This is a genomic window from Pseudomonas fragariae (ex Marin et al. 2024), assembly GCF_059621105.1.
Genome location: NZ_CM184369.1, coordinates 899,892 through 925,297 on the forward strand (window position 1 = coordinate 899,892; position 25,406 = coordinate 925,297).

At 53.9% G+C, this 25,406-nt stretch carries 21 protein-coding genes and 3 pseudogenes; 4 read left to right on the forward strand and 20 right to left on the reverse strand.

All coding sequences use genetic code 11. The annotated features are described in order from the left end of the window. Positions 1–20: 20 nt before the first annotated feature. From AC54XV_RS03985 to AC54XV_RS04035, 11 genes and pseudogenes are all read right to left on the reverse strand, one after another. On the reverse strand, positions 21–620 hold the full coding sequence (locus AC54XV_RS03985; RefSeq protein WP_129449942.1) for a hypothetical protein: 600 nt from the start codon (positions 618–620) through the stop codon (positions 21–23). Between the two features lie 125 nt (positions 621–745). Next, a complete protein-coding gene (locus AC54XV_RS03990; RefSeq protein WP_003435748.1) occupies positions 746–1,357 on the reverse strand; it encodes a DUF3275 family protein in 612 nt (203 codons plus the stop codon). A gap of 96 nt (positions 1,358–1,453) precedes the next feature. Then, complete coding sequence (locus AC54XV_RS03995; RefSeq protein WP_164990108.1) at positions 1,454–1,789, reverse strand: hypothetical protein; 336 nt, start codon at positions 1,787–1,789, stop codon at positions 1,454–1,456. Between the two features lie 702 nt (positions 1,790–2,491). Beyond that, the gene (locus AC54XV_RS04000; protein WP_003435755.1) at positions 2,492–3,064 is read right to left on the reverse strand and encodes an STY4534 family ICE replication protein; all 573 of its coding nucleotides are present in this window, start codon (positions 3,062–3,064) and stop codon (positions 2,492–2,494) included. Positions 3,065–3,160: 96 nt separating this feature from the next. Continuing rightward, positions 3,161–3,391 (reverse strand): hypothetical protein, encoded by a 231-nt coding sequence (locus tag AC54XV_RS04005; RefSeq protein WP_003435757.1) that lies wholly within the window; start codon positions 3,389–3,391, stop codon positions 3,161–3,163. 303 nt (positions 3,392–3,694) lie between these two features. Continuing rightward, positions 3,695–4,063 carry a hypothetical protein gene (locus AC54XV_RS04010; RefSeq protein ID WP_032609819.1) on the reverse strand — a complete coding sequence of 123 codons (369 nt, stop codon included), beginning with the start codon at positions 4,061–4,063 and terminating at the stop codon, positions 3,695–3,697. Between the two features lie 183 nt (positions 4,064–4,246). Then, complete coding sequence (locus AC54XV_RS04015; RefSeq protein WP_129449938.1) at positions 4,247–4,780, reverse strand: regulator; 534 nt, start codon at positions 4,778–4,780, stop codon at positions 4,247–4,249. Positions 4,781–5,128: 348 nt separating this feature from the next. Continuing rightward, positions 5,129–5,395, reverse strand: a complete 267-nt coding sequence (locus AC54XV_RS04020) for a hypothetical protein (RefSeq protein WP_096105437.1) — start codon at positions 5,393–5,395, stop codon at positions 5,129–5,131. A gap of 821 nt (positions 5,396–6,216) precedes the next feature. Beyond that, positions 6,217–8,238 (reverse strand): DNA topoisomerase III, encoded by a 2,022-nt coding sequence (locus tag AC54XV_RS04025; protein WP_187598725.1) that lies wholly within the window; start codon positions 8,236–8,238, stop codon positions 6,217–6,219. Positions 8,239–8,354: 116 nt separating this feature from the next. Further along, complete coding sequence (locus tag AC54XV_RS04030; RefSeq protein ID WP_496717973.1) at positions 8,355–8,693, reverse strand: hypothetical protein; 339 nt, start codon at positions 8,691–8,693, stop codon at positions 8,355–8,357. Further along, positions 8,689–9,572: pseudogene (locus AC54XV_RS04035) on the reverse strand (IS5 family transposase); the annotation flags it as partial. The gene AC54XV_RS04030 and the pseudogene AC54XV_RS04035, both read right to left, overlap by 5 nt. Positions 9,573–10,075: 503 nt before the next feature. Between AC54XV_RS04035 and hopBF1 the strand changes: the two are divergent. Beyond that, the gene (gene hopBF1 / locus AC54XV_RS04040; protein WP_129449203.1) at positions 10,076–10,681 is read left to right on the forward strand and encodes a T3SS effector protein kinase HopBF1; all 606 of its coding nucleotides are present in this window, start codon (positions 10,076–10,078) and stop codon (positions 10,679–10,681) included. Positions 10,682–11,461: 780 nt separating this feature from the next. On the opposite strand, the pseudogene AC54XV_RS04045 reads toward hopBF1, so the two are convergent. The 9 genes and pseudogenes from AC54XV_RS04045 to pyk form a co-directional block, all read right to left on the reverse strand. Next, positions 11,462–11,854, reverse strand: a pseudogene (locus AC54XV_RS04045) (transposase domain-containing protein); the annotation flags it as partial. 189 nt (positions 11,855–12,043) lie between these two features. After that, complete coding sequence (locus AC54XV_RS04050) at positions 12,044–13,291, reverse strand: lactonase family protein (RefSeq protein ID WP_368984559.1); 1,248 nt, start codon at positions 13,289–13,291, stop codon at positions 12,044–12,046. Positions 13,292–13,359: 68 nt separating this feature from the next. After that, entirely contained in the window at positions 13,360–14,313 is a 954-nt protein-coding gene (locus AC54XV_RS04055; protein ID WP_129449199.1) for an amidohydrolase family protein, read from the reverse strand. 75 nt (positions 14,314–14,388) lie between these two features. Continuing rightward, a complete protein-coding gene (locus tag AC54XV_RS04060) occupies positions 14,389–15,120 on the reverse strand; it encodes a TerC family protein (RefSeq protein WP_187598803.1) in 732 nt (243 codons plus the stop codon). Positions 15,121–15,316: 196 nt separating this feature from the next. Beyond that, on the reverse strand, positions 15,317–16,840 hold the full coding sequence (gene gpmI / locus AC54XV_RS04065) for a 2,3-bisphosphoglycerate-independent phosphoglycerate mutase (RefSeq protein ID WP_129449154.1): 1,524 nt from the start codon (positions 16,838–16,840) through the stop codon (positions 15,317–15,319). Between the two features lie 11 nt (positions 16,841–16,851). Further along, on the reverse strand, positions 16,852–18,477 hold the full coding sequence (locus AC54XV_RS04070) for an NADP-dependent glyceraldehyde-3-phosphate dehydrogenase (protein WP_129449152.1): 1,626 nt from the start codon (positions 18,475–18,477) through the stop codon (positions 16,852–16,854). Continuing rightward, on the reverse strand, positions 18,474–19,247 hold the full coding sequence (gene tpiA / locus AC54XV_RS04075; protein WP_496717977.1) for a triose-phosphate isomerase: 774 nt from the start codon (positions 19,245–19,247) through the stop codon (positions 18,474–18,476). Before tpiA ends, AC54XV_RS04070 begins: the two co-directional genes overlap by 4 nt. Before the next feature lie 11 nt (positions 19,248–19,258). Further along, the gene (gene eno / locus AC54XV_RS04080) at positions 19,259–20,560 is read right to left on the reverse strand and encodes a phosphopyruvate hydratase (protein ID WP_129449148.1); all 1,302 of its coding nucleotides are present in this window, start codon (positions 20,558–20,560) and stop codon (positions 19,259–19,261) included. Positions 20,561–20,737: 177 nt separating this feature from the next. After that, positions 20,738–22,186, reverse strand: coding sequence for a pyruvate kinase (pyk, locus tag AC54XV_RS04085; RefSeq protein ID WP_187598735.1), 1,449 nt, complete (start codon positions 22,184–22,186; stop codon positions 20,738–20,740). A gap of 535 nt (positions 22,187–22,721) precedes the next feature. Here pyk and AC54XV_RS04090 point away from each other — a divergent pair. From AC54XV_RS04090 to AC54XV_RS04100, 3 genes and pseudogenes are all read left to right on the forward strand, one after another. Beyond that, positions 22,722–23,486 (forward strand): annotated as a pseudogene (locus tag AC54XV_RS04090) (MCP four helix bundle domain-containing protein); the annotation flags it as partial. After that, complete coding sequence (locus AC54XV_RS04095; protein WP_420850705.1) at positions 23,481–24,344, forward strand: methyl-accepting chemotaxis protein; 864 nt, start codon at positions 23,481–23,483, stop codon at positions 24,342–24,344. The pseudogene AC54XV_RS04090 and the gene AC54XV_RS04095, both read left to right, overlap by 6 nt. Before the next feature lie 100 nt (positions 24,345–24,444). Further along, complete coding sequence (locus AC54XV_RS04100) at positions 24,445–25,359, forward strand: GntR family transcriptional regulator (protein WP_129451613.1); 915 nt, start codon at positions 24,445–24,447, stop codon at positions 25,357–25,359. Positions 25,360–25,406: the final 47 nt, after the last annotated feature.

Genomic DNA, 25,406 nt, shown 5'->3' on the forward strand with positions numbered 1-25,406 from the left:
CTTAGACTGTAGGACGTGAATTACGCCGTAACTTCAGTGGTGAGTTTTCCTACGCGAATGAGTTCGCCCAGGGCTTTTTCGAGCACGTCCAGCTGCAGCGACAAACGCCAGGCAGTTACTGACCCAATAGCTCCTGGTAGCGGACGCAACATGTTGTGCGCAGTAAGGACCTCCATCACCGGCTCGCGCCAATGTGGAAGGAAGGGAAGCGGACAAGTATCTACGACCAGCGGCCACAATCTGTCGAACGGGTCGTGGGCTTGATTGATAAGTGCGTAAGCAGAGTGGTTTGCTCGATCCGGCTGCGAGCAACGCTGATCGAACAGCCATAAGTGCAACAGGCTGCCGAAGAGCGTTCCGCGAAGCTGGCGAGTGGTCCGTTTTTCCAACTGATCCGTATCAGGGAATACCGGGATGCGTTGGTTATTCATGACGATGTGAAACTGGTCCAGGCCGTTCTCGGTAGTCCCGAGTGTGAGTCTGGCCAGAAACTCCTGCATGGCCGTGTCGCGGCCCCAGGCAGAGAGGAATATCAGGTTTCTCTGCTCGTCACAGATGCACGCGTCGACATACAGATCCGGGCATTCTTCTATGCGAAAGAGTTGAGTGTGGTTGGCCATTATTGCCTCCAAAAATGGAGGGGAACCCACCCTAAGGGCGGTGAAGCCCCTCAGGATTTATTGTGTTTTATGGATAAAACTGGTTGCTCGATTGCCACCAGGAAATGATCAGTTTTGGAGCAGGATTAGGGTGTACTGAGATTCCAGATCTGTAGCTTGAAGTCCAGCTCATATCCGAGCTCGCCGAGGCGTACACATTGTTGCCTTAGTCGCTGACGGTCTACGGTTGTATCCAGCTTGACTGAACTTCCGATAGGCCAGATCGTGCCAAACAGATCTGCATCAGCTTCAAGTGTCGTGGATTGTTTCTTCGGCTCTGCTTTCGCCATTCCGAAGGGAGCGTCACTGTCAGTAGAAGGTGAACGTTTGGACGTTGTGTGAACGGTGCGACGAGTTTTGGCTGGAGATGAGTCTCCCGAAAGCTCTTCATCTATCGGGTCTGTTTCATTGTTGGACAGCCTCTCAGCCTCATCTGCGCTCAGGTTGGCAACATCTTCTAATGACATGCTGTCCAGCTTGGCACGGATTTCGACGACTAATCTGCCGCCGTTTGTGTAGTAGGAAGGACGAATTTCAGTGATAACGAAATCACCTCGATATTTACCTTCGTGATGCTGATCCAGCAGTGCGTCCTTGATAACGAACTCTCCTATGGACGTCGAAAGTCGTCCAACGTTGAATTCGCCGTTACGGCCGCTGATTGTACGTATGGCCAAATAGCCGGGCAGGGTGATCATGAGCTACTCCGGATTATCGGGCTGGCCGCGTATTTCGGTACCCGAAAAAAAGCCCGAAGATTCGGGCTTGTTCGTGGTTTCAGGTTGACGACTGGGTCAGAAGAGGTTGAGAGGCTGTTCAGCTCTAAGCGAAATGCAAAGGTAGGAATTGCCGTTCAGCGCATCCATCCGATGAAGTCTCAGTTCGAGCCAATGACGCCCCGAGCGGTCACCGTTGGGCAGAAAACGATAGATACCGAAGTCGATCTGAAGCTCATCGGGTTGCAGATGCAGCTCGCGATAGGCTTCGAGTACGACTTCGCCAAGACGAGTGCCGACCTCCGCAATGTGTGATGGTTGTTCCAAATGAACCGATTCTTTCCAGGCGGAAGGAGTCAGCACAACAGGCAGTTTCAGCAAAGTGGATGGCAAGTGATTTATGGTGATGGACATAGTAGTTCTCCAGGTGCGGGTAACCACCTGGCCCGACCGGGAGGTGAATTACCCGGTCAGGTTGGTTTTCGTTCTTGAGAACGTTTGGTTAGAGTCTTTCTGTTACAGCGGATGGGCTATCAGGATATATATCTATCCCGCACCATTCCCGAAGAGTCCAGTAAGACCTGAGGAGTGCAGCATCTTCAATATACGAGCTGTGGTCCGGTGTGAAATTCTCAACGTGGTCCAATAGGGCCAAGTCTTCGAGCTTGTCCAGTACATCCTCCCAATACAAACTGGAAAAGCGATCCGGCGGCGTATCTTTGTTCAAAACCTTTTGATAGATACTATCTTGAGTGTGTGCTTTTGAGATCAGCAAAGCGAGCTCAAGTCGCAAGGTTAGTCTATTAGTATTACTGTCCATAGGAGCTCCAATATAAGGGGCCCGGTCCCTTAAGGGTGGGGGCCTTAAGGGTAAAGTTGAAGGTTTTGTGTCAAGAAGTGATCACCATACCTGTCATTGCAAGAAAAGTGGCGACCAGTCCTCCTGCGCCGATCTGTGTCAGTAGTCGAGCGGAGAGCTGTTGTCCAAATTCCAGAAAAAATATGCTTAGCACTGTAAGCACGAGTGTAGCGATAGCGAATTTCATGAAGTCGTTACCTACTTTGTGGAGAAAAGAAAAGGCGCCTGCAGGGCGCCTTGAGGTTGTGAAAGATCTATCAAGCGGCTTGTTTATCCCCTTTTCCAGCGCGAGCGGGTTTCGCTCGTGTCGGCTTAGAGGGAGTAGCAGCTGGAGCAGCTGTTTCAAATTGCTCAACAGGGGCCGGGGCCTCAGATTGAACTACTGGTGCTGTCTCAGATGCTGTGCTTTCAGAAGAGGCAGATGCTTCTTCTTTCTGCGGAGCCTGGTAAACGTACTCACCTTCAACTTTGATCCAGGAAAGGTACAAGAGACGGCCTTTCAGGCTAGCACTTGTTTGCCCTTGCTTGGCACCACTGCTGTAGGTGAAAACATCAGCCCACATATCACCGATGCGGAAGTGCACAAGAACTTTCTTGCCGGCACCAACTGCTTCTTGGCAACGGCGAATCAGCTTGTCAGCTTCAGCGCCTACCACGTTGCAATCGATGTATGAATACTCAACAGAGTCTGTGCTGCCTTTGAGGGCAGCAATGGTGACAGCCATGAAAGGGTCACCCTTGCGAGGCTTCACTTCACGAATGCGGTTGAGATAGCCAATGCCGACGGTGTGCAGGTCGAAGTATTTGGTTTCGTTGGTAGAATTGCTCATGATGTATCTCCAGTTTTGAGTGTTCAAAGCGGAGATACACTTCGCCCAGGGGGAAGGTATTCCCCGCGTGGGTGGTAGAGCGAAATTTTACGACAATCAATGCATGAATCTGAACGCAGTAAGCATAACGCCTACAGCAGCAGTCAGCATGACAGCCATACGAATGGTGAGTTTCAGTTCGAGTCTAGACTCAAGATTGTCGATGTCGGCTTTTGTCGCGAGTTGCGTTTGCATATCCGACTCCAGAGCATCTACGACTGCAGTGGCGCGGTCTTCCGGAACATCGATTGAAATCAATGCTTGGTAAAGCGCAAGACTGCTTTTCATGAAGGTCTCCTGCTAAGCACGAGACCATCCCTACGGGAAAGGTCCCGATGGGTTGTGAGAATCATTATGCATCCATCAACCAGTCAAACTGGCCAACCGTTCGCGCTTCCGAATGCTTTGCGAACTTGGGGTTGGATTAATGCGTAGAACGCATCGTAGTCATGAAATCCAGACTACCTCGGGCATGTTGCTGACAACGTCAGCGGTACATGGCTTTAGAATCCTTCAAGGGAGATTCGCTTGTCAACCCTCCTGATAAAAAAAGCCCCTCAATGAATGAGGGGCTTGTCGGGGAGGGGAATATCAAGCAATGAGCTGATCCAAAGAACCCATGACAGGGTCCTTAACTGATGGTTCAGCATTCTGCTTTTTGGACGCCTCAGGCACCTTCGATGCGCGAGATTTACGGGGTTTCTTCACCGGTTTGGTCTGAGCTTCTTGCGTATTAGCCTCATACCAATCATGAAGATTGATCCCTTTGCGACGCACTATGGCTGGAACGCTGCAGTAGTTTTCGCACTCGTCGTGGGTCATCGCAGGTTCAGGCATTCTCCTGCACTGCGCTGTTACCACATGGACTGCTGAAGGTCTTGGCTTTTGGTTGACCGCACGGATGCATTCACGCAATGCAGTGCCGACCATCACGCCAAAACGAAAGCTTGCTGTACTCATGGTGTTTCTCCAGGGAAATTGCGGAGAACACCGCCCGAGAGGGGAGTGATTCCCCGCTGGGTGAGTGACGCGTTTAGTGTGCATCCATCGGCGTTTAAATCACCGATCGTTCGCGCCTCCGGAAGCTTTGCGAACTTTAGGTTGGATCAATGCATAGAACGCATCGTAGTCATGAGATCCAGACTACCTTCTGCGTGTTGCTGACAATCGCAGCGCCACATTCCATTGGTAAGATAGGTACGAGAGAAAACCCCGGATAAGCGTGGTTTTGGTATGGGTAGAGACCCACACCATTTTCGCTCCGCTAGGGCCCGAAATTTCTTGTATGACGAGGTCTGGATCATCTATCAGGTCACATTCCTGAGGTCCGTAGTCCTCATAGACCTCTAGACCCGTGAACTCAAAACAACCGCATGGGCAGGTGTCTTTAGTAAGGCCGTGGCTGCAGATGCCATGGCTTCGATTAACTTCCCTTGCCGCTATAATTTCTGAAGGCGAAAGATAATCATAGTCCGAGCGTGCATAGCTAAATGCATCTGCCGCTTCTGGCGCCAGTTCGCCATCGCCGAAAGTCTCAATCATCTGAGAGCAAAAATGCTCAAAGACCATTGTTTCGTATGTCGGAAATTGACCACATGCCTCGCCGTAAAGCATATCAACGCGTTTAGTGATCTCAGCATTTTGGGATGTTGAGTTTGCAGCCGTGTGATCCGACATAGTCTGTCTCCGTTCAAATTGCAGAAAACGGAGACACTTGTCCCTAAGGGAAAGTATTCCCCGAGGGCAGGTCAGTGATATGACATGACTCAGCCAGGCTGAGTGCAGCGTTGTGCGCGATGTTGAATATGCATCCATCGGCAATCGATACCGATCGTTCGCGCCTCCGGAAGCTTTGCGAACTTAGGGTGGGATCAATGCGTGGGGCGCATCGTAGTCGCGAGATCCTGACTACCCGGGCATGTTGCTGACAACGTCAGCGGTACATGTCTTGAGAATGTGAATTCTGTGAAGGCTTGTCAAGCACGAGCTGTCGGGTTTGGCCACGATCAGCGTGAGATGCTTGTTTCAGAGCTCTCTACGACAGTATCTCCCTTCGGCTTGACTAGGTTCGCAGGCAGCAATCACGGCATTTGTTGCATCGATCACGGACTGCAGTCGCCTGGTGATCATGGGGATTTCGTCATACTCCAAGGCTCCGCCTACCCTGAGAATGGCGGCGAGTTCTAACGCGGCCTGAGCTGCGTGGTTTTCAACTGTTTCTGGTCTTACTGGAGACTGCTTTGACGCCAGCTTAGTGACCACCCAGTCAAGCACTCCCTTCAATACACTCATGTTCATTCCTAACATTGACGAACGCTAGATCGAGCGTTCCTTACTGACTTAGCCCCGCAAAAGCGAGGCGTGCTTACAGCTTGTCTTATTCATATCGCTTAACTATCCGCTTGAGGATTTTGACGCGAGAAGGCATTTTGATCCGGCTGAAGCAACAATGCTTTTAGATAGTGGACTCTTTGGGAATCGTGCTGAGAACTATCGCATTCAAGGACAATAGCTCTCAGCCGATGTGTACTTTGCTACAACTTGTAAAGTTTGCCACCTGTGAGCGCTAGCTCAGCGAGGATCCCTGGGCATTGATCGCACGCGTTGCTACATCGACATCACCCGGCCCATTGTCGTGGCTGGGGCCAGTTATCAAAAGGCACGCATTCGCGCACAAAGGGAACCCGTTTTTTCACCGGTGGGCGCCGGCAGTGAAAAGTGGCTACCTCGGAAGGTAACCTGGTCATCCAGCGTTGCGAGATGACCAGGTTACCTGCCGAGAGAGTCGGAAGCGTTTTTAAAAAAAAGTGGACCGCAACACCAGTGCGGCCCTGAGACGATTATGCATCGAACCTTGTGTGAACTCTGTGTGCCTATGAACCCGCTTTCACGAGTTAGACGGCTGCGTGTCTGCTACTGAACAGGGAGACACAGGGAGAATTCACAACAAGATCTGTACGCCCCTCCCGATGCTTTGCGTACTTTGGGGGAGGAGAATGAAGGCAAGGCCGACTTCTCCAGGGTGTCACTGATGACCGTCAGTGACCAGCGGGGTGGAACTGGTAGTAGCCCCATTGTGGCACATCATTTGTAACCCCGCTATCACCAGCCTCTCAGCTGCTCTTGGCATTAGTGGCTTTGGGCTTGGCTGACTTGCCAGGTGATTTTTTCTTCCCTGTACCAATGTTCACCGTCCCTTTGCATTCGGGGTAACGGGAGCACGCCCAGAACACGCCTGAGGATCCTTTACGTTGCGAGGTTTTCGCGTTGCACAAAGGGCACTTGGGACCTTCGGGCACCTTGATAGACAAGGTGGTGCCTTTGTATTGGTCGACGAGCCTGGTGATCCAGCTCGATTGTCTGGCGATAAAATCATCGAGCGTCAGGCTGCCTTGCTCGATCATCGTAAGCGCTTGCTCCCATATCGCAGTTGTGCCGGGATCGGCCACTGCCGGCGGGACCGCATCGATCAGTGAGAACGCTGCTTCAGTGGCCCGCAGCGCGCTACCTTTTTTGATGAGTGATCCTCGGTCTATCAAGCCTTGAATTGTGCCTGCGCGGGTTGCTTCAGTACCAATACCGGTGGTTTCTTTGAGCTTTTGAGCCAGCCGTGGATCCTTGACCAGCTTGGCAATGGTTTTCATCGCTTTGATCAATGTACCTTCGGTGTAAGCCTTGGGCGGCTCGGTTTTCAGCGATTTGAGATGCAGGTCCTGAATGTCACACCGAGTGCCAATTTGCAGCACTGGTAGGATCTGAGAGCGCCCACCGCTTTCATCAGCATCCTCTTCGGACGATGTAGAAAAAAGAGCCTTCCATCCCGGGACCACAATTCGCTTGCCCACTGCTTGCAGTGAAACTGAGTTGGATTCGAAGTTGGCCACGGTCCGGTCGTACTCATGGGTAGGCAGGAACTGCGCAAGGAAGTGAGCGCGGATCAGTTCATAGACCTTGCGTTCCTTCTCAGACATGGCTGAAAGGTTTGCTGGTTCAAGCGTGGGGATTATCCCGTGGTGGGGACCAGTGATTTTTTTGTCATTCCATGCCCGGGAACGTTGCTCCGGGTCGATCAGTTGCAGCGTCTTGCCGATGGATGGATCAGTTCGGTTCAGAGCATCGAGGACCATCGGCACTTCATCAAACATGCTCTCCGGCAGGTACCCGCAATCGGTCCTTGGGTAGGTCGTCGCCTTGTGAGTTTCGTAAAGTGACTGTGCTACGTCCAGCGTCTCTTGCACACCCATCCCAAACTTTGCAGAGCACACCTCCTGCAGGGTGCTCAGATCGAACGGGAGCGGAGCTGGATCCTTGCCACGCTTTGTATCAACAGAAACAGTCGTTGCAGCTTGACTATTTTTCAGCGCGGCCAGTGCTGCAGCTGCAGCGGCTTGATCAAGGCAACGGCCTTCCTCATCTACCACGTACTCGTCTGCGACCCATTTCGCCAAGAACGATTGTCCTGCAGTCCAGAGCTGAACCTCGACACTCCAGAACGGTTTGGGTATGAAGTTTGAGATCTCCCGGTCGCGGTCCACCACCAGGCGCAGGGTCGGTGTTTGAACTCGGCCGACGGAGAGCACACCGGTATACCCGGCCTGCCGGCCCAGCAAGGTGAAAAGCCGCGAAAAGTTCATGCCGATGAGCCAGTCCGCTCTGGAGCGAGCGAGCGCGGAGAGATACAACGGATAGGTTTCAGAGCCTTGTCTGACGGTGTTGAGTGCCTGGCGGATGGATGCTTCATTGAGCGCAGACAGCCATAGCCTTTGAATCGGTCCCCGGTACCCACAATACTCGATCAGTTCGTGCGCGATCATCTCCCCCTCGCGGTCAGCGTCTGTCGCAATGACGAGCTCGGTGGCCTGCTTGAGTAGCTGCTTGACGATCTTGAACTGACTAGCGGTTTTCGGCTTGACGAGCACTTTCCATTCCGCAGGCAGGATTGGGAGTGTGTCCAAGCTCCAGTTTTTCAGGTGCTCGCCGTAGGCATCGGGCGGAGCTGTTTCCAGCAAGTGTCCAATTCCCCAGGTCACGGCCACACCGTTGCCTTTGATGCAGCCGTCACCTCGTGTCTTGGCTCCGAGAACGGCTGCGATGTCTTTACCCTGGCTGGGCTTCTCGCACAGATACAAACGCATAAGGCCTCCGATGAAAATCTAACTCAAAGGAGAACATTGCCTAACACGGGCAAGACATGCCTTAAAAAACCCGATATGGATCGTTTTGGGTTTAGTCGACCACGAGTAATTTCCGGCTACAGCATTTCTGTTGAGTCGATGGGCGCGCCAGCTACCCCCACCAAGGACACTTGCACCTTCGATGCGAAGATCATGTCTGCATTGCCCAAGTCTTGGGTCCAGTCACCAGTGAGGCCGATTTCGAATCGTTGGCCCTGGGCGTCCGCTTCCACATCCTTGAGGTAGGTGCGGTCTAGGTCGTGGTTGTAAACCGTCTTCAGCGTAGTCCCGTTGCCGCCTCCGAACCCCGTGTAACCCAGTGCCGGCCCGTCGATCTTGTCGTTGTTGTCGGCGAACCGGGTAATCAGATCCACAAAGCTCTGCCTGTCCGTGCGGTAGCTGTCAGTGGCCGCCACGAAAGCGCACTTTCACGTAACCAAACTGGCGTTTGATCACCCGAAATGGATGCTCGACCTTGGCCCGTGTCTGAGCTTTGCAGTACTCGATCTTGCGCTTGGCTTTGTAAAGCACAATGCTTTTATTCAGCTTGAAATACGTGCTACGGCGCGCTGCTATTTGCCAGATGACGTCACGATTTTCATGCTCTTCACAGTTTCTCGATGCCGGTATATCCAGCGTCTGCATAAACCGCGTTTTCTTCGCCGTGCTACAGCTCGGCCACCTGCGTGACATCGGCCACATTGGCGGCAGTGCTATGAACATGATGAACCAGCCTCGACTCGGCATCGGCGCCGATATGCTCCTTCATTCCGAAGAAGTATTGGTTACCTTTCTTCGTCTGATGCATCTCGGGATCACGCTTTCCTTGCTCGCTCTTGGTCAAGCTGGGGGCATGAATGATGGCGGCATCGACGATGGTGCCTTGGCGCAGGGGCAGGCCTTTTTCCTGCAAATAACCGTTGATTACCGCGAGGATCGCAGGGGCCAGTTAATGCTTTTCCAGCAGGTGCCGGAAGTTCATGATCATGGTGTCTTCAAGGGTCGGGGCGCTCAGGGTCAGGCGCGCGAACTGGCTGATGGGCGTGATTTCGTAGAGCGCTTCTTCCATGGCCGGGTCACTCAGGGAGAACCAGTTCTGCAGCAGATGAATCCGCAGCATGGTTTCAAGGGGATAAGGTTTTCTGCCGCCGCCGGCTTTGGGGTTGAACGGCTCGATCAGGCCCAGCAGACCTGTCCAGGGGCACGACTTGATCCATTTCGGCGAGGAAGCGTTCGCGGCGTGTCCGCTTGCGCTTGCCGGCATATTCGAAATCGGAAGAGCTCATCTGGCTCATGGGCGGCTCGAATCAGGTAATCAGACGTGTTTCATCACATTTGGGGACTTGTTCGGAGAATCCCTAGGAGTGCATGACTTGTGCGCGACCGCGGCGACCAGCGCCTTGGAACTTGAGGCCGATATCGCCAAGGCGCAGATGTGGGTGGTACACGCGAGCATCAGCACCACTCGCCTCTACGACCGGCTCGGTTAGCGGCCGGAGTATTTGCCAACTCTCAAGGGAAGTAAAAAGCTGACCCCAAACCTTAGATTAACAGCTCGCTCTCGAGCGTATATTTAAGCTGCGAGTTTGAAGTCAGCTCAAGGTGCGGTGTTATTGCGTCAGCCGATGGATGTCAGTCCCTCCAGTCTTGACAGACCAATACAGCGCATTTAATCAACGCAAAAAAATCACTAAGCTGGGAACCAAACTCATGCGATGCGCCACTTACTGCACAGGATCGCGACTATTCCGCTCGCGAACCACACACCACTACAACCTTCTATATAGTAGTAGCCATCATGCCAATCGTATCCAATGCTGCCTTAATCCAGCAAAATCCGGGCATCCGGGATGTTACCGCGCCTACCGGATTCACCTCAATCCCTTCCGTGGGCGAAAAGCTCGGAAGCGGAAGTCAAAAGGATGTTTATCATTCTCGGCAAGACCCAAGGCAATGCATATGCCTTATCCGGCCAGGCACGACCGGGATTATTTCCGAAGATGAATGGGCGGCCAAAGAGCTAAGGATGACAAAACACTTGATAAACCTTGGTTTTCCTGTCGTTAATGCGCATTTGTTAGTGAAATACGATAATAAGTTCGGGATAGCAAAAGACTACATTCATCATGCTCTGGACTCCGAAGACATCATTCATAACCGCAAACATATTCCTACTGACCTGGCTTTCAATAAAAACATTATGAAAGATTGTGATGACATCATTTTCCGACTCAAAACTCACAGTTTGCACGTTGAAGACTTACAGTTCCTGATCGATGAGTATGGTCGGGTGAGAATCAATGACCCAAGAGATGTAAAACGTTCTTCGCCAGAGAAAAGCATTTCTAAAGTTCGTGAGCTACGAGCCATTGCATTGAACAACCTATTGGACGATAGCGATTAAAAGCCGCTGAACAGAATAGTTTTGACACTTTTCTGTGGCCATCGGGAGGCTGTGAATTCCATTTTGGTCAGGAAATTGGCGGCAGATGGATTCGTTCGGACATTTTTTAACAGCCCGGGCCGTAGCAAGGTGCTCAGATAATGCTGATCGGCATTAGACAATGACAGTAGCGCTAACCGTAGGATTTTGGTTAATTAAAGACGGATTAGTAAAGCAGCATGGTGAGCACATTACTTCTATACTTTACGAATACCGAATTGGGCTACTTTAGCCGTCGATTCTTCGCGATTTTGAGGATAGGTTTTTGAGTGGGCGTTACAGGTCGTAAAGCGCCTGCAACCAGCTCTCATTCAGCTTCGCAGATCAAGTCGATGTGCATCGACACGTAAGCGGTGATTGAATATTAGATATCACTAATAATGCTTCCTACCTACAGGATCAAGGGGGGGCTGATGCTCAAAGGGATCAGCTGGCAACTAGCAAGCCACAGCTGTGCTTTGCTGTGCTGTTTTGGAGAATAGTATTGTTCTGGCGAACCATTCTTCGACGCCCATGAGTTTCGTGCTCGCATGGCCCCGGTGATCGCTAAACCAAAACCGTTGCTGAGAGCGCTGGTCTTGGATTAAGCCAGTGCTGAGGCTCAACTGCCTCATTTCTAAGCCTGCAGAAGTCCATTATGCGTAGTGATTTACTAGCAGGTCGTATGGGCATTGAAGTCTTAGCAACTGGGTCAATTTGGCACTGGCGCCAGCAATCCATGACAGCCGCGAGGTAACGTTATTTGCCTTGCACCCCTACGGAAGTGACGTGGCCACACCAGACTCGATCAGGCGGGGAGAGGGGACTGGCATCGAACTCCCGATTCAAATATTCGGAATCTCGGGCCGCTCCGCTGTCGCATTTTATAAGCATACTAGCCCGATTTATGCTGACAAATTCCAGTTCTAGCATCAGGCTTCGCACCTTTAACCGACCGATTTGCTAGCCGTGTTCCTACATCATCAACACGATACTACGGCTGTCGGCAGCGCTTCGACATTGTCCGAGCAGCTCATTGACCCGGCTTGGTAAACGAACCCGCTCGAAGTCCAGAGTCAGGCGCCGCAGGCAATAGTCGTAGTAGCACGAGCGAGGTATCTCGAACACTTCGCGTAGCAACTCGATTGCCATCCTTCGGCCGGAGGCTGGATGATGCCCCATCGGCGCATTGCCAAAGGCTCTGCGAATAACCTGGGGTAATACGGTAGAGCAGTTTTCGACTGGGGCTGTGAAAACGCAACGCAAGGAACTGGCTTCGCAGCGTTAGAGATTGACGACCCTCAAGGCTAGTGGGGAGATGCCCTCCCGGCCTTGATTAGTTGGTTAGATATCCATCCAGAGCAGTGGTTTCTTCTCATCGTCCATTTCGTACTTTCGAACGAATTCAAGCTTACCGTCTTCCTTGATCCTGAAAATGGCGAGGTTGGAGCGGATCTTTTTCAGCGTGTCGCCATCCTTGACCCACAGTGTCTTCTGATTCGCTACTACCAGCATTTTTCCAGATGGATCGACCTTCATCGTGCGTCCTTCAATGCCTTGGCCATCAATGATCTGGATTAATTGCGGCTCACCGGTTTTAGCATCGAGCTTGAACACCGCGACGTTGTTCTCCCCGCCAGCGCTGATCTGTTTCCCATCCTGTTCAACCGTAGCGTCTGCCCGATTGGTCACATACAGGTATTCACCGTTGGGGTTGACCTGAATCACTCCGCCTCGTTGGCGTGGGGTTTCAAGATTGGCCTTGTTTTCAAGGGTGTCTTTACGGAAAGCTGGTCTGGTCGCCAGGGTTCCACTGCTTTCCAACGGGTACATGTAGAGCTTGCTGCCGCGTTCCATGGACACATAGGCCCGAGGCTGGCTGGGGTGATAGGCCAGGTGGCGAGGCCCAACACCCGGATCGATGGCAGAGGTCATCAGCTTCGAAAGATGGCCCTGGTCATCGATAGTAAAGGTGTTGATGCTGCCTGGCTGATCAGGAATGTTGCCGACCGCATCATTGCCACGTGCCAACGCCACCACTCTCTTGTCAGTCGGCGTAAACGTCACCTGATGAGTAAAGATGCCGGCTTCCGGAACTTGATTCTGAGCCACAGCGGGGCTGACGCTGCCGTCTTCTTTAATCGGATGAACACTGAGCGTGGCGGATTGATTAAAAGCTACTACTGCGAAGTGGTTTTGGTGATCCAGCCCTAGGTTGATTGGCCGCTCTGGTAGCGCAATGGCCGCTCCGAACTGTTTTAGCGCGCCTGTTTTGGTGTCGATCCTGTAGCTGTTCAATACGTGCGTATCACCCTTGGCGCCTAATGTGCCGCTGCCTGCGTTGCTGGAGACAACGTATAAAACATCGCCAGCACTGTTTTTGACAGCGAACTGCACATTTGCCGGGGCAAGCGTTGCACCCAGGTAAGTAAGCGATTCACTCGCGGGGTCAATGCTGTAGCCCAGAAGTTTTTCTCCCACGCCGGCGAACAGCAACTTCGCATCCGTGTGTGGCGAGGGTGATGAGGTATCTGCCAAGGCTATGCCAGGGATAACAGCGGCGAGGAACAGAACGCGAAACGTCTTCTTCATAGTGACTTCTGCGGTGTGTGGTGTGGAGATAAGGGGGGCTGCAGGCAATGGGGGCAAACAACAGTCGGTCAGAATCCGTACAGGCGTGCCGGGTTCTCAACCAGGATCTGGTTGACCTCAGCTTGTGTCCGAGTCCAGACGCTGAGCAAATCCATCATGCCGGCGTCATCAGGCATGGGTTGACGTTTAGTTTGCAGGCTAGGGTGGGGCCAGTCGGTGCCCCAGATCACTCGGTTAGGCGCGAGTTCGATCATGGTTTGAGCTAGGGATTTCACGTCTTCGTAAGCAGGGCCGCCTAATACCGAGTCCTGATAAGCCCCAGAAATCTTGACCCAGGCTCGATCTCGCTTAACCAGGTCTGCGATGAGTGTGTAGGCGGGATGATTGATTCCAGCTGGGTGAGGGATGCGACCAAAGTGGTCAAAGACGATCTGAACGGGCAGATCCGACAGAACTTCTTTCATGCCAAGAAGCTCGTCAGCGCGCATGTGAATCTCCACATGCCAGCCTAGTTCTGCAATGCGACGGGCCAATGGCTTGATCATTTCGGGCGTGGTGACGCTTGCCACCCCCAGATTGAATCGCAGCCCGCGCACTCCAGCCGCGTCCAGTCTTTTTAGTTCCGCGATGTCAACTTTGTCATCCACGACAGCAATACCGCGTGACGTTGAGCCCAGTTCGGAAAGAGCTGCAACCAGGCAGCGATTGTCCGTGCCATAAGAGGAGGGTTGAATGGCGACGCTGCGACCAAGCCCCAGTCGGGAGCGCAACTTCAGGTAATCCGCGACGCTGGCTGTCGGCAGGTTGCGGTCATCCACATAGGGGTAGGCCCTATCGTAGATATGGTGGTGGCAGTCGCACGCCAGGGGTGGTGCTTTTAGCGTAGGCCGACCAGACCCCGCGCTAAAAGGGTATACCTCGTCGGCTCTGGAAAACGGCACATGAGCACCCGTCAGACCCGCACCTGCAATAACCGTCATTGCTTTCACAAAGGCACGGCGACTTATTTCCATACTGTTCATTTTTTATCCTTGTTATCAGTACGCTTCATTTCCCGATCCAGGCGAGACCCTGATACCGGGCCTCGCCTGCACCGACTAACTTTCCAGCCTTTTTCTTTGACTTGTCGTGCGCAGACGAATGTTCAGCGCTTCCACGGCCAGGGAGAAACCCATCGCGAAGTAGACGTAACCCTTCGGAATATGGAAGTCGAGGGACTCACCAATCAGCACTACACCCACGACGATCAGGAATGCCAACGCAAGCATTTTCAGGCTCGGATGCTTTTCGATGAAATCACTGATAGGGCCGGCGGCCAGCATCATGAACAGCACCGCAACGATGATGGCGGCGATCATGACCGGCACATGGGAAACCATGCCGACGGCGGTGATCACCGAGTCCAGCGAGAACACGATATCGATAATGGCGATCTGAACGATTGTGCTGAGGAATCCCGCGTGTTTTTTTGCTGGAGCCTCAGGATCATTCTCGGCGCCTTCTTCGTTCTGATAGATCTCCGTGCTGCTCTTCCAGATCAGGAACAGGCCGCCGAAAAACAGGATCAAATCACGCCCTGAAACCCCTTCGCCCATGACATGGAACAGATCGGCGGTCAGGCGCATGATCCAGGTGATTGAAAGCAACAACAGGATTCGGGTAACCATTGCCAGAGCGAGACCGAATAGTCTTGTCTTGGGCTGCATGGCCTTAGGCATACGACTCACCAGAATCGAGATCATGATGATGTTGTCGATGCCCAGGACGATCTCAAGCACGGTCAGGGTAACGAACGCGACCCAGATTTCTGGATTTGTAAGCCATTCCATAATGCACAAGTCTCTTGGTTGATGCGTTTAAAAAAACAGGCTTAAAGCCCAGAGGTGTCGAGAAAGAAAGGGCAGTCCGCAAATGCATATGCCCGGTGCTCAGTGGAGCAAACGACCGTGTATCAACATCGAAAAGCAGGGATAAAGACCAACAATATCGCCTGCCTGCCGGTGCTCTGACGACGCCAACTGTCGATCAGTCGAGGAGCAGAGATTGGCCCTCCATCTCTGCGGGAATGGGTAGCTTCATAAGGTGCAACAAGGTCGGAGCGATGTCGCAAAGTCTGCCATTACGAAGCTGGCAATCCTGCGCGCGATCGCTGACGTAGATCAGCGGGACGGGGTTTAACGTGTGAGCTGTGTGTGCCTGCCCAGACTCGGGATCCAGCATTTGTTCGACGTTGCCGTGATCTGCCGTGATCAGGCACTCGCCACCACTTTCGAGTGTGGCTTGCACGACCCGTTGCAAGCAATCATCCAGCGTTTCGACCGCTCTTATGGCGGCATTGAAATCCCCGGTGTGACCCACCATGTCGCCGTTTGCATAGTTGCAGACGATCATGTCGAAAGCGTCGCTACGAATTGACTCAACCAGCCGGTCGGTGAGCTCGATCGCGCTCATTTCCGGTTTTTGGTCATATGAAGCGACATCGGGAGAAGGGATCAAAATCCGTTCTTCTCCTGGGAATGGCTGCTCACGCCCACCGTTGAAGAAAAATGTAACGTGCGCGTACTTTTCTGTGGCTGCGATTCGCAGTTGAGTCTTACCCAACGTGCCCAGGTATTCGCCAAGGCTGTTGTTGATCGACTCTGGCGGGAACGCACACAAGCAGCCCAAATCCTGGGAGTACTGAGTCAACGTTAGAAACTGATCCTTGGCGACTGTTACCGGGCGAGAGAAGTGATCAAACACCGGATTGATCAGTGCCTGGCTCAACTCACGCGCCCGGTCGGGGCGGAAGTTCAAGAACACGACGCCATCCTCCGGCTCCATGTGCACCGTGTCGCCAATCACCGTTGCATTGACGAATTCGTCGGATTCATCTCGCTCATAGGCAGTCTGCAGCGCTTCGGCGGTTGAGCGGTACTGGTGCTGCGCTTCCCCACAACTGACCAGTTTGTAGGCGGTTTCAACACGCTGCCAGCGGTTGTCCCTGTCCATGGCGAAGTAACGACCGACCAGTGTCGCTACCCGGCCTGCACCCAGCGCGGCGAGCTCACGCTCAAGTGCTTCGATGGCTTGCGAAGCGCTGCGGGGAGGGGTGTCTCGGCCATCCAGAAAAGCATGAACGTAGAAGCGTTGAACCCCTTTTTGCGCAAGGATCTTGCAGGTTGCGATGATTTGGTCGACGTGGCTGTGCACGCCGCCAGGGGAGAGCAATCCCATCAGGTGTACAGCGCCTTGGCGCGCCTTTACACCGCTGAGCAGGGCGTTGAGTGATTCATTGTTGGCGAGTTCACCGTCGGCAATGGCTTTGTTGATCCGCGTGAAGCTTTGGTACACCACCCGCCCGGCACCCAGGTTCACGTGCCCGACTTCGGAGTTGCCCATTTGCCCTTCTGGCAGGCCAACAGCCATGCCAGAGGTGGCGATTTGCGCGTTCGGATATTGCGTGAGCAAAGCGTCGAATACGGGCGTGCGTGCCGCTGCGAAGGCATTGGAATCCTTCGCATCGCGCAAACCTACTCCGTCCAGAATAATCAGTGTGCGAGCACTCATTGTTTAGCCACTCAGAATATGTAATCAGTGGTCAGGAAGCTCGATTGCCGATTACGGATAATCTCGCTGATCAGCGCCTTGTTGCTTTCCTGAAATTTGGTAGCAATTAATGTACGAATCGAGAAGACCCGCAAGGCGTCGTCCACCGACAAGGTGCCTTCGGCCGAGTTTTTGCGGCCATTGAACGGGAAAGAGTCCGGGCCGCGCTGGCACTGGGCGTTGAGGTTGATGCGGCCTACCTGGTTGGCGAAGGCATCGATCAGACGGCCAACTTGCGCTGCGTTGGTGCCGAAAATGCTCAACTGCTGACCGAAATCAGAGTCCAGAACGTAATCGATCACGGTTTCCAGGTCGCGGTAAGGCACGATTGGGACAACCGGGCCGAACTGTTCTTCCTGATAAACACGCATGTCCGACGACACCGGGTACAACACAGCCGGGTAAAAGAACGATTCACGAACTGACCCGCCACCCGGATTCACAACCTTCGCGCCTTTTGCGACGGCGTCGGCAACCAGGCTACTCAGATAGTCGGTTTTGCCAAGTTCGGGCAGTGGCGTAAGGGAAACACCTGATTCCCACGGCATGCCGGGCTTGAGAGCAGCCACTTTGTTGTTGAACTTCTCAACGAATGAATCCACCACATCATCATGTACGAAGAGGATTTTCAGCGCGGTGCAACGCTGACCATTGAACGACAAAGAGCCGGTCACCGCTTCGTTGACGGCGTTGTCCAGATCGACTTCCGGTAGAACGATACCCGGGTTCTTAGCATCCAGGCCCAGTACTGCTCGCAGGCGATGAGGCGTTGGGTGCAGCTTCTTGAGTGCGCTGGCCCCCTTGTTAGTGCCAATGAAGGCGAAGATATCAATCTTGCCGCTCGCCATCAGGGCGCTGACGGTTTCGCGTCCACTGCCGTAGATGACGTTGATTACGCCGGCGGGGAAGCTGTCGCGGAACGCTTCCAGCAGCGGGCGGATGAGCAACACGCCGAATTTGGCAGGTTTGAATACCACGGTGTTACCCATGATCAACGCAGGAATCAGGGTGGTGAATGTTTCATTGAGTGGGTAGTTGTAAGGGCCCATGCACAGGGTGACACCCATCGGAACGCGCCGAATCTGGCCGAGCGTATCCTGTTCAAGCTCAAATCGGCTGGAACGTCGATCGAGCTCCTTCAGTGCGTTGATGGTGTCGACAATGTAGTCGCACGTGCGATCAAATTCTTTTTCTGAATCTTTGAGGTTCTTGCCGATTTCCCACATCAACAACTTCACGACGTCTTCGCGTTGAACGCGCATGCGCTGTAGGAACGCTTCGACATGCTGAATGCGCTCGGCAACGCGCATCAGCGGCCATGCGCCGTGACCGTTGTCGTAGGCTTTCACGGCGGCGTCCAGAGCGACCAGTGCAGTCTCGGCGTCCAGTTGTGGCGTGCTGCCCAGGATGACCGGCTCGTCACCGGTACGTGTGTTGATGAACACCGGGCTGCGCACCGAGGCCAAAGGGCCTTGCCATGTCTGCAGAACGCCGTCGACCAGATATTCACGCTGCTCAATGACTTCACCGAGTCGATATTGCTCGGGGATATCGGCAGCTGCCGGGAACAAATTTTCGAGAAGACTTACGGTGCTCATGCTGTGCCTCTTGGAGTTGTTCTTGCGGCATCACAAATGGAGATAAACGAGGACGCGTCCACAGAGGCTCCGCCTATCAATCCACCGTCAATGTCGGGCTGGGGGAAAAGGGGTTGGGCGTTGTCGGCTTTCGCGCTGCCGCCGTAAATGATCTGAAGATTGCTTGCCGCTTGCTGGTTGAATACAGCAATCACACGTCTGATGTGTTGATGCACGGCCTGGGCTTGTTCCGGGGTGGCAGTTTCGCCGGTGCCGATGGCCCAGACGGGTTCGTAAGCGATCACGCCACGTGTCAGCTTTACAATCCCGGAGTGCTTGATGACGGCTGTCATTTGGCTGGTCACGATGCTGTTGGTAATGCCCGCGCGGCGCTCCTTCAGTGTTTCTCCAACGCAAAGCACGGGAATCAGTCCCTGATCGAGGGCCGCCGCAAACTTCTGTGCAACGACTTCGTCGGTCTCGCCAAACAACGCTCGACGTTCGGAATGGCCGACCAATACGTAACGGCAACCGATATCGAGGAGCATGGAAGCGCTGACTTCGCCGGTGAACGCGCCGTAAGTCTCGGGGCTGAGATTCTGCGCGCCCAGTGCAATTTTGCTGCCTTGCAGGCGCGCCGCCGCCGATGAGAGGTACGGGAAGGGCGGGCACACCGCAACTTCGAGGTTTCCCTCGTCGCTCATGCCGGCAATGAGCGCGTCCAGTAATGCCTCGTTGGCCTGCTGAGCACCGTTCATTTTCCAGTTACCTATAACAAGGTTCGGCTTCATGGCATGAGCTCCTAAACGTTGCGCTTGAGCAATGGATCAGCGCTGTAAGGGGCGGCGTCCTGTAGGGCGTTTTCGATTCGCAGTAGTCGGTTGTATTTGCCGACCCGGTCAGAACGGCACAGCGAACCTGCCTTTATCTGGCCCGCGCAGGTGGCGACTGCCAGATCCGCAATCGTCGTATCTTCCGTTTCGCCGGAACGGTGGGAGATCACGGCGGTATAACCGGCGTCCTGCGCCATGCGGATTGCATCCAGCGTTTCGCTGAGGCTGCCGATCTGGTTGAATTTGATCAGAATCGAGTTGGCGATCTTTTTATCGATGCCCTCTTTCAGGATTATAGTGTTGGTCACGAACAAATCGTCACCGACCAGTTGAACCCGCGAGCCCAGCTTTTTGGTCAATGCCGCCCAGCCGGCCCAGTCGCTCTCATCCATACCGTCTTCAATCGAGATGATCGGGTACTTGTCGCAGAGTGATGCGAGGTAATCCGCGAACCCTTCGGAGTCAAACGTCTTACCTTCGCCGGGGAGCACATACTTGCCGTCTTTGTAGAATTCGGACGCTGCGCAATCCAGCGCCATGGTGATGTCTTTGCCTAGTTCATAGCCCGCGCGTTCAACGGCCTCTTTAATTACCACCAGCGCTTCTTCGTTCGAGCTCAGCGATGGCGCAAAACCGCCTTCATCGCCCACCGCAGTACTGAGGCCGCGTTCGGTCAGTACCTGCTTGAGGGTGTGGAATACTTCAGCGCCGATACGCAAGGCCTCTTTGAATGAAGGCGCGCCGACTGGCTGAATCATGAATTCCTGGATGTCGAAGTTGTTGTCCGCGTGCTCGCCACCGTTGATGATGTTCATCATCGGCACCGGCATGCTGAAACGGCCCGCCAGGCCGTACAGCGCCGCAAGGTGTTGGTAGAGAGGGATCGACTTGAACTCGGCAGCGGCCTTTGCAGTGGCCAGAGAAACAGCAAGCACGGCATTGGCACCCAGGTTGCTTTTGCTGTCCGTGCCGTCGAGCTCGATCATCGCGGCATCGACCGCCCGTTGGTTGAGGGCGTCCATCCCCACAATCTCATCACGGATGGCGGTATTCACATTAGCAACCGCTTTGAGTACGCCTTTGCCTTTGTAACGTGAACCGCCATCGCGAAGCTCCAGAGCCTCTCTGGAGCCTGTGGAAGCTCCCGAAGGCACGCTTGCCGTCGCCTTGATACCGCTTGCCAGCGTCACAACAGCTTCGACGGTCGGATTGCCGCGAGAGTCCAGAATTTCATGTGCAACGACATTTACGATCAGGCTTTTGTTAGTCATTTTTATCTTTACCTTGCAAAGGGATGTCGCGTTGCTGGGCTTCATCGACCATTGGAGAGAACTCAGCAGTCAGCAGCTCTTGTTGCTCGGAATATTCGGCGCGTATGTCGAACCCCCGGGGCTAGGTCTCGTGCTCTTGAGTATTCAGAGTGCTCTGGTTTTTCATAACCACACCTCTCAGCGGATCGCTTCGCCGACACGAACCACTCGCAGGGAGTTAGTGCCGCCCTGAGCGTTGGCGTAGTCACCCTTGGTAATCAGCACGTGATCGCCATCGGTGACGACACCGCGACGGATGAGCTCATCGACTGCGCGGTGATTCACTTCTTCGTTGGGGTAGTTGTCGGAGTCGAACGGGATCGTGGTGACGCCCCGGAACATCGTGACCCGATTCTGCGTGCGGGCATTTCTTGAGAACGCAAAGATTGGCAGGTGTGAACGGATGCGAGACATCAGGCGCGGAGTGTCGCCGCTCTCGGTCATGCAAATGATCGCTTTTACGCCGTGCAGATGGTTCGCCGCGTACATGGCGGACATGGCGATCGATTCATCGATCTTATGGAATACTTCGTCGACGCGGTGTTTGGAGCGGTGCGCCAGGGGGTGCTTCTCTGCGCCCATGATGACGCGGTGCATCGCATCAACCGTCTCGATCGGGTAGGCGCCGGCAGCTGTTTCGGCAGACAGCATGACTGCGTCGGTGCCGTCGAGCACGGCGTTCGCAACGTCGAACACTTCCGCTCGGGTCGGCATGGACTGGGTGATCATTGTTTCCATCATCTGGGTTGCAGTTATAACGACGCGATTGAGCGCGCGAGCGCGGTCGATGATCAGTTTCTGCACGGCAACCAGCTCGGCATCGCCAATTTCTACGCCCAGATCCCCGCGAGCCACCATGACTGCTTCCGACGCTTCAATGATGGCGTCCAGAACTCTCACGTCATTGACGGTTTCGGCACGTTCGATTTTGGCCACCAGCCCGGCTTCGCCACCGGCTTCGTGCAGCAGTTGGCGGGCCAGGTGGATATCAGCCGCATCCCGGGGGAACGACACTGCCAGGTAATCCACTTGCATCTTGGCAGCGGTTTTAATGTCGATACGATCCTTCTCTGTCAGAGCGGATGCAGACAGACCGCCGCCTTTGCGGTTGATGCCCTTGTTGTTGGAGAGCGGGCCACCGATGACCACCTCGCAGAGCAACTGGGTCTTTTCGACGCGCAACACTTTGAGCTCGATCCGGCCATCATCCAGCAGAAGGATGTCATCTGGACGGCTATCGGTAATCAACGCTTCATAGTCGATACCGACTCGGTTCTGGTCGCCAGCGTTTTTGTCCAGGGACGCATCAAGAACGAATTGCTCGCCTTTCTTGATGACTACTTTGCCCTCTGCAAAACGCGCAATGCGAATTTTTGGCCCCTGCAAATCCGCTAGGACGGAGACGAACCGACCGTTCTTGGCGGCCAATTCACGCACCAGCTGTGCACGTGCGATGTGATCCTCAGCGCTGCCGTGAGAAAAGTTAAGACGTACGACGTCAACACCGGCCTTGATCAGTCCTTCGATGGCCTCCCGGGTTTCGGTGGCTGGGCCGAGCGTGGCGACAATCTTGGTTCTTCTCTGCATTACGGGTTCCTTGAGGAATTTTGTGGGTAATGGTTTGAAATCAACTTTTACGCATAAATAGCCAGATTGATAATCTGGTGGCTAATTCGTCCTGGGCGTCGTCTTGAGCTGTTTTGAACGTTTTTATGGGTGTTTTTCTCAATGAATGCTTGGTTTCTTAGCTAAAGTAATACAGGCTTGGGCCGATCCGAGAATGACGCGGCAGAAAAAGATTCGCATATTGGCGTATAAAAATGCAATGTTATTTTGGTGGTGTAATAGGGTTTCTCCATATCTACTGCGTGACCGGTGGTGCGTGTACTGACATTGATCAGTGAGGGTTTTTCAGCGCAGCACGCCACCAAAGGGGCTAGCTTCAACATCAAAACAAGAAAGCGCGGCTTGAACGGCCAAGCGCACCTACTTCCAACACGGGGATGCAAAAAATGGTTATCGAGAAAATCTGTGGTGCCTGGTATCGGGATGCGGTTGAACCTTGTGGTGCTTTTTCCGATGCGCAGCTTCTCCTGCTGCTATCTGCCTCGAGTGTAAGCCCATGCTGCTAAGGAGAATCCGGATTGCACCCCGGGCGTTCATCGGGTTCGCAGCCATCGCGTTGCTCAGCGTGTTTCTGGGGTTGTTTGCGCTCAAACAAATCCGCGATGTGCAGACTCAGGCCGCCGATATTCAGGACAATTGGATGCAGCGGGTGCGAGCGTTGGGGGCATCGAACGCTTCGTTGAACCGGTACCGTATGGGCTCCATGCAGCACATCCTGTCGACGACTGAAGATGAGATGCAGTCCTACGAGGACAAAACCGCTGGGCGATTGAAAAACGTGCGTGAGCAGATGGCGGCCTATGCCAATCTGTTAACGACAGCCGAGGACAGGGGGCGGCTGGAGGCCTTCAACCGTAGCCTCGACACGTATGCCAGGAATCACCTTGAATTACTCAGGCTCTCTCGTTTGGGCGACAAGGCAGGTGCGCGCGCTTACCTCATGACGATCCGAGACTCCTACGATCAGATGACCAAAAACTTCGATGATTTGATTGATCGTGCAAACCAGGGCGCGGAGCTGGCGAGGCAGCACTCCGATAGCGCTTATTCAGATGCGGTCAATGGCATCAGTCTGGTCATCCTGCTCGTAGGTGTCGGTACGATACTGGTGGCGTTGCTACTCACGCGCAGCATTACCTTGCCCATCATGGACGCTGTCCGCGTCGCAGAAACCATTGCCAAGGACGATCTGACCAAGCCCATTAATCCCGATGGTAACGATGAGGCCAGTCGTTTGCTTGAAGCATTGGCCATCATGCAGGCCAGTCTATTGACCACCCTCAAACAGATCAGCGGTTCATCAACCCAATTGGCTTCTGCTGCGGAGGAGCTGAACGCCGTGACATCCGAGGGCAGCAGATATCTGCAACAACAGCATGGGGAAATCGAACAGGCGGCCACCGCAGTCACTGAAATGACGGCTGCTATCGAAGAGGTTGCGCGAAATGCCGCATCGACTTCTGACCTTTCCCAAGAATCTCGTGCTATTGCCCTCAAAGGGCAGCAGCGAATGTTGGAGGCAGTGGCTTCCATTCAAGGGCTCACGCGAGGTGTAGCGGTCAGCTCCGAGCAAGTAGGAGGGCTTGCAGATCAGGCTCAGGGTATCGGCAAGGTGCTAGATGTCATCCGCACGATTGCAGAGCAAACCAATCTATTGGCGCTCAATGCTGCGATTGAAGCGGCGCGTGCAGGGGAGGCGGGTAGAGGATTCGCGGTAGTTGCTGACGAAGTGCGCGCTTTGGCTCACCGCACTGCGCAATCGACCCGGGAAATCGAGGAAATGATTGGCAGCATTCAGAAAGGCACTGCCGATGCTGTTGGCACCATGCAGAGCAGCAGCAGCATGACCCAACAAACCCTGGAGCTCGCCGAACTCGCCAGGATTGCACTTGAGGAGATCGTCGCGGCGAACGACGAGATCAATGACCGTAACCTGGTCATCACTACCGCTGCCGAGGAGCAGGCTCATGTGGCGAGATCCGTCGACCAGAATTTGCTGAACATTAGGGAGCTTTCCATCCAGTCCTCTGAAGGTTCCAACCAAACAACGGCTGCGTCTCAGTCGCTGGCGAATCTGGCGTCAGAGCTTAATACGATGGTCAGGCATTTCCAGATCTGAAATGCGCCAAGAACCTTTCGCTGGCCGTATACTCCGGCAGTCGCTGTCTAAGCCAGCGAAGGTTTATTGTTCAGGTTTTTGACAAGTCAGTGAGTTGAGAATGGCTGCAAGCGCTTTAGTCCAAAGGATTGTTGCAGAAATCCGCCAGAAAATTCAGGTTCGCGAACTTGAAGTGGGCGCGCACATGAGCGCCCAGAAAGTGGCGGATGAGTTCAAGGTGTCGCGGTCTCCCGCCCGTGAGGCATTGCTCACGCTGGCCAATGATGGCTATCTGGAGCAGTTTGCCAATCGGGGGTTCTTTGTACTGGAGCGCGCGCACGAAACGGTAGCGCTCAATGATGAGGTGCGATCACTCGAAGAACCGGAAGAATATTATCGGCTCTCCGAAGACTGGCTGAACAACCTGATCCCTCAGGAAGTTACCGAGCAATTCCTGCGCACCCGCTACAACCTCACTAAAGTTCAGGTTATCGATATTCTCAATCGTGCGGCCAAGGTCGGTTGGGTCGAGCCCAAGCCTGGTTACGGCTGGCGTTTTCTGGATGTTGCGAAGACCCCGGAAACCCTGGAGCAGATTTATAAAGTCAGATCGCTAATCGAGCCTGCAGCCTTACTCGAACCGACCTATCAGCACGACATGGACATCCTGCGTCGCCTCAAGAAAGAACAGCAGGACATGCTGGACGGGGGCATCGATACATTGCCAGCAGATGTGCTGCTCAGGAACGGTATCCGTTTCCATGAGGAGTTCATCAAACTCTCCGGAAATCCGCTGTACCTGATGATTTTGAGGCAGATGAACAACATGCGCCGCCTGCTGGAGTATCGCTCAATGATCGATCGCAAGCGCCTGTACAAACAATGCGCCGAGCATATCCAGATGATCGAACTGGTGGAGCAGGGAAACAACCTCGAAGCGGCGCATTTAATGAAGCGCCACCTCAGCGGCTCGTTTGCCCATAAATCTCCGATTCTTCGGTTGCGAGTTGAAGATCAGCTAGCCGCACACGTCTGAGGGCACACCGCTGTGCGGAGTGCTCACAGGGACATTTGAAAACACCG

Coding starts and splice junctions, on each gene's coding strand:
- AC54XV_RS04060 (WP_187598803.1), bottom strand. CDS start 15,120: ATGGAATGGCTTACAAATCCAGAAATCTGGGTCGCGTTCGTTACCCTG.
- AC54XV_RS04020 (WP_096105437.1), bottom strand. CDS start 5,395: ATGAGTGTATTGAAGGGAGTGCTTGACTGGGTGGTCACTAAGCTGGCG.
- AC54XV_RS04025 (WP_187598725.1), bottom strand. CDS start 8,238: ATGCGTTTGTATCTGTGCGAGAAGCCCAGCCAGGGTAAAGACATCGCA.
- AC54XV_RS04005 (WP_003435757.1), bottom strand. CDS start 3,391: ATGAAAAGCAGTCTTGCGCTTTACCAAGCATTGATTTCAATCGATGTT.
- hopBF1 (WP_129449203.1), top strand. CDS start 10,076: ATGCCAATCGTATCCAATGCTGCCTTAATCCAGCAAAATCCGGGCATC.
- eno (WP_129449148.1), bottom strand. CDS start 20,560: ATGACTAACAAAAGCCTGATCGTAAATGTCGTTGCACATGAAATTCTG.
- AC54XV_RS03990 (WP_003435748.1), bottom strand. CDS start 1,357: ATGATCACCCTGCCCGGCTATTTGGCCATACGTACAATCAGCGGCCGT.
- AC54XV_RS04010 (WP_032609819.1), bottom strand. CDS start 4,063: ATGAGTACAGCAAGCTTTCGTTTTGGCGTGATGGTCGGCACTGCATTG.
- AC54XV_RS04055 (WP_129449199.1), bottom strand. CDS start 14,313: ATGAACAGTATGGAAATAAGTCGCCGTGCCTTTGTGAAAGCAATGACG.
- AC54XV_RS04050 (WP_368984559.1), bottom strand. CDS start 13,291: ATGAAGAAGACGTTTCGCGTTCTGTTCCTCGCCGCTGTTATCCCTGGC.
- AC54XV_RS03995 (WP_164990108.1), bottom strand. CDS start 1,789: ATGTCCATCACCATAAATCACTTGCCATCCACTTTGCTGAAACTGCCT.
- AC54XV_RS03985 (WP_129449942.1), bottom strand. CDS start 620: ATGGCCAACCACACTCAACTCTTTCGCATAGAAGAATGCCCGGATCTG.
- AC54XV_RS04070 (WP_129449152.1), bottom strand. CDS start 18,477: ATGAGCACCGTAAGTCTTCTCGAAAATTTGTTCCCGGCAGCTGCCGAT.
- AC54XV_RS04095 (WP_420850705.1), top strand. CDS start 23,481: ATGCAGGCCAGTCTATTGACCACCCTCAAACAGATCAGCGGTTCATCA.
- gpmI (WP_129449154.1), bottom strand. CDS start 16,840: ATGAGTGCTCGCACACTGATTATTCTGGACGGAGTAGGTTTGCGCGAT.
- AC54XV_RS04015 (WP_129449938.1), bottom strand. CDS start 4,780: ATGTCGGATCACACGGCTGCAAACTCAACATCCCAAAATGCTGAGATC.
- AC54XV_RS04000 (WP_003435755.1), bottom strand. CDS start 3,064: ATGAGCAATTCTACCAACGAAACCAAATACTTCGACCTGCACACCGTC.
- tpiA (WP_496717977.1), bottom strand. CDS start 19,247: ATGAAGCCGAACCTTGTTATAGGTAACTGGAAAATGAACGGTGCTCAG.
- AC54XV_RS04100 (WP_129451613.1), top strand. CDS start 24,445: ATGGCTGCAAGCGCTTTAGTCCAAAGGATTGTTGCAGAAATCCGCCAG.
- pyk (WP_187598735.1), bottom strand. CDS start 22,186: ATGCAGAGAAGAACCAAGATTGTCGCCACGCTCGGCCCAGCCACCGAA.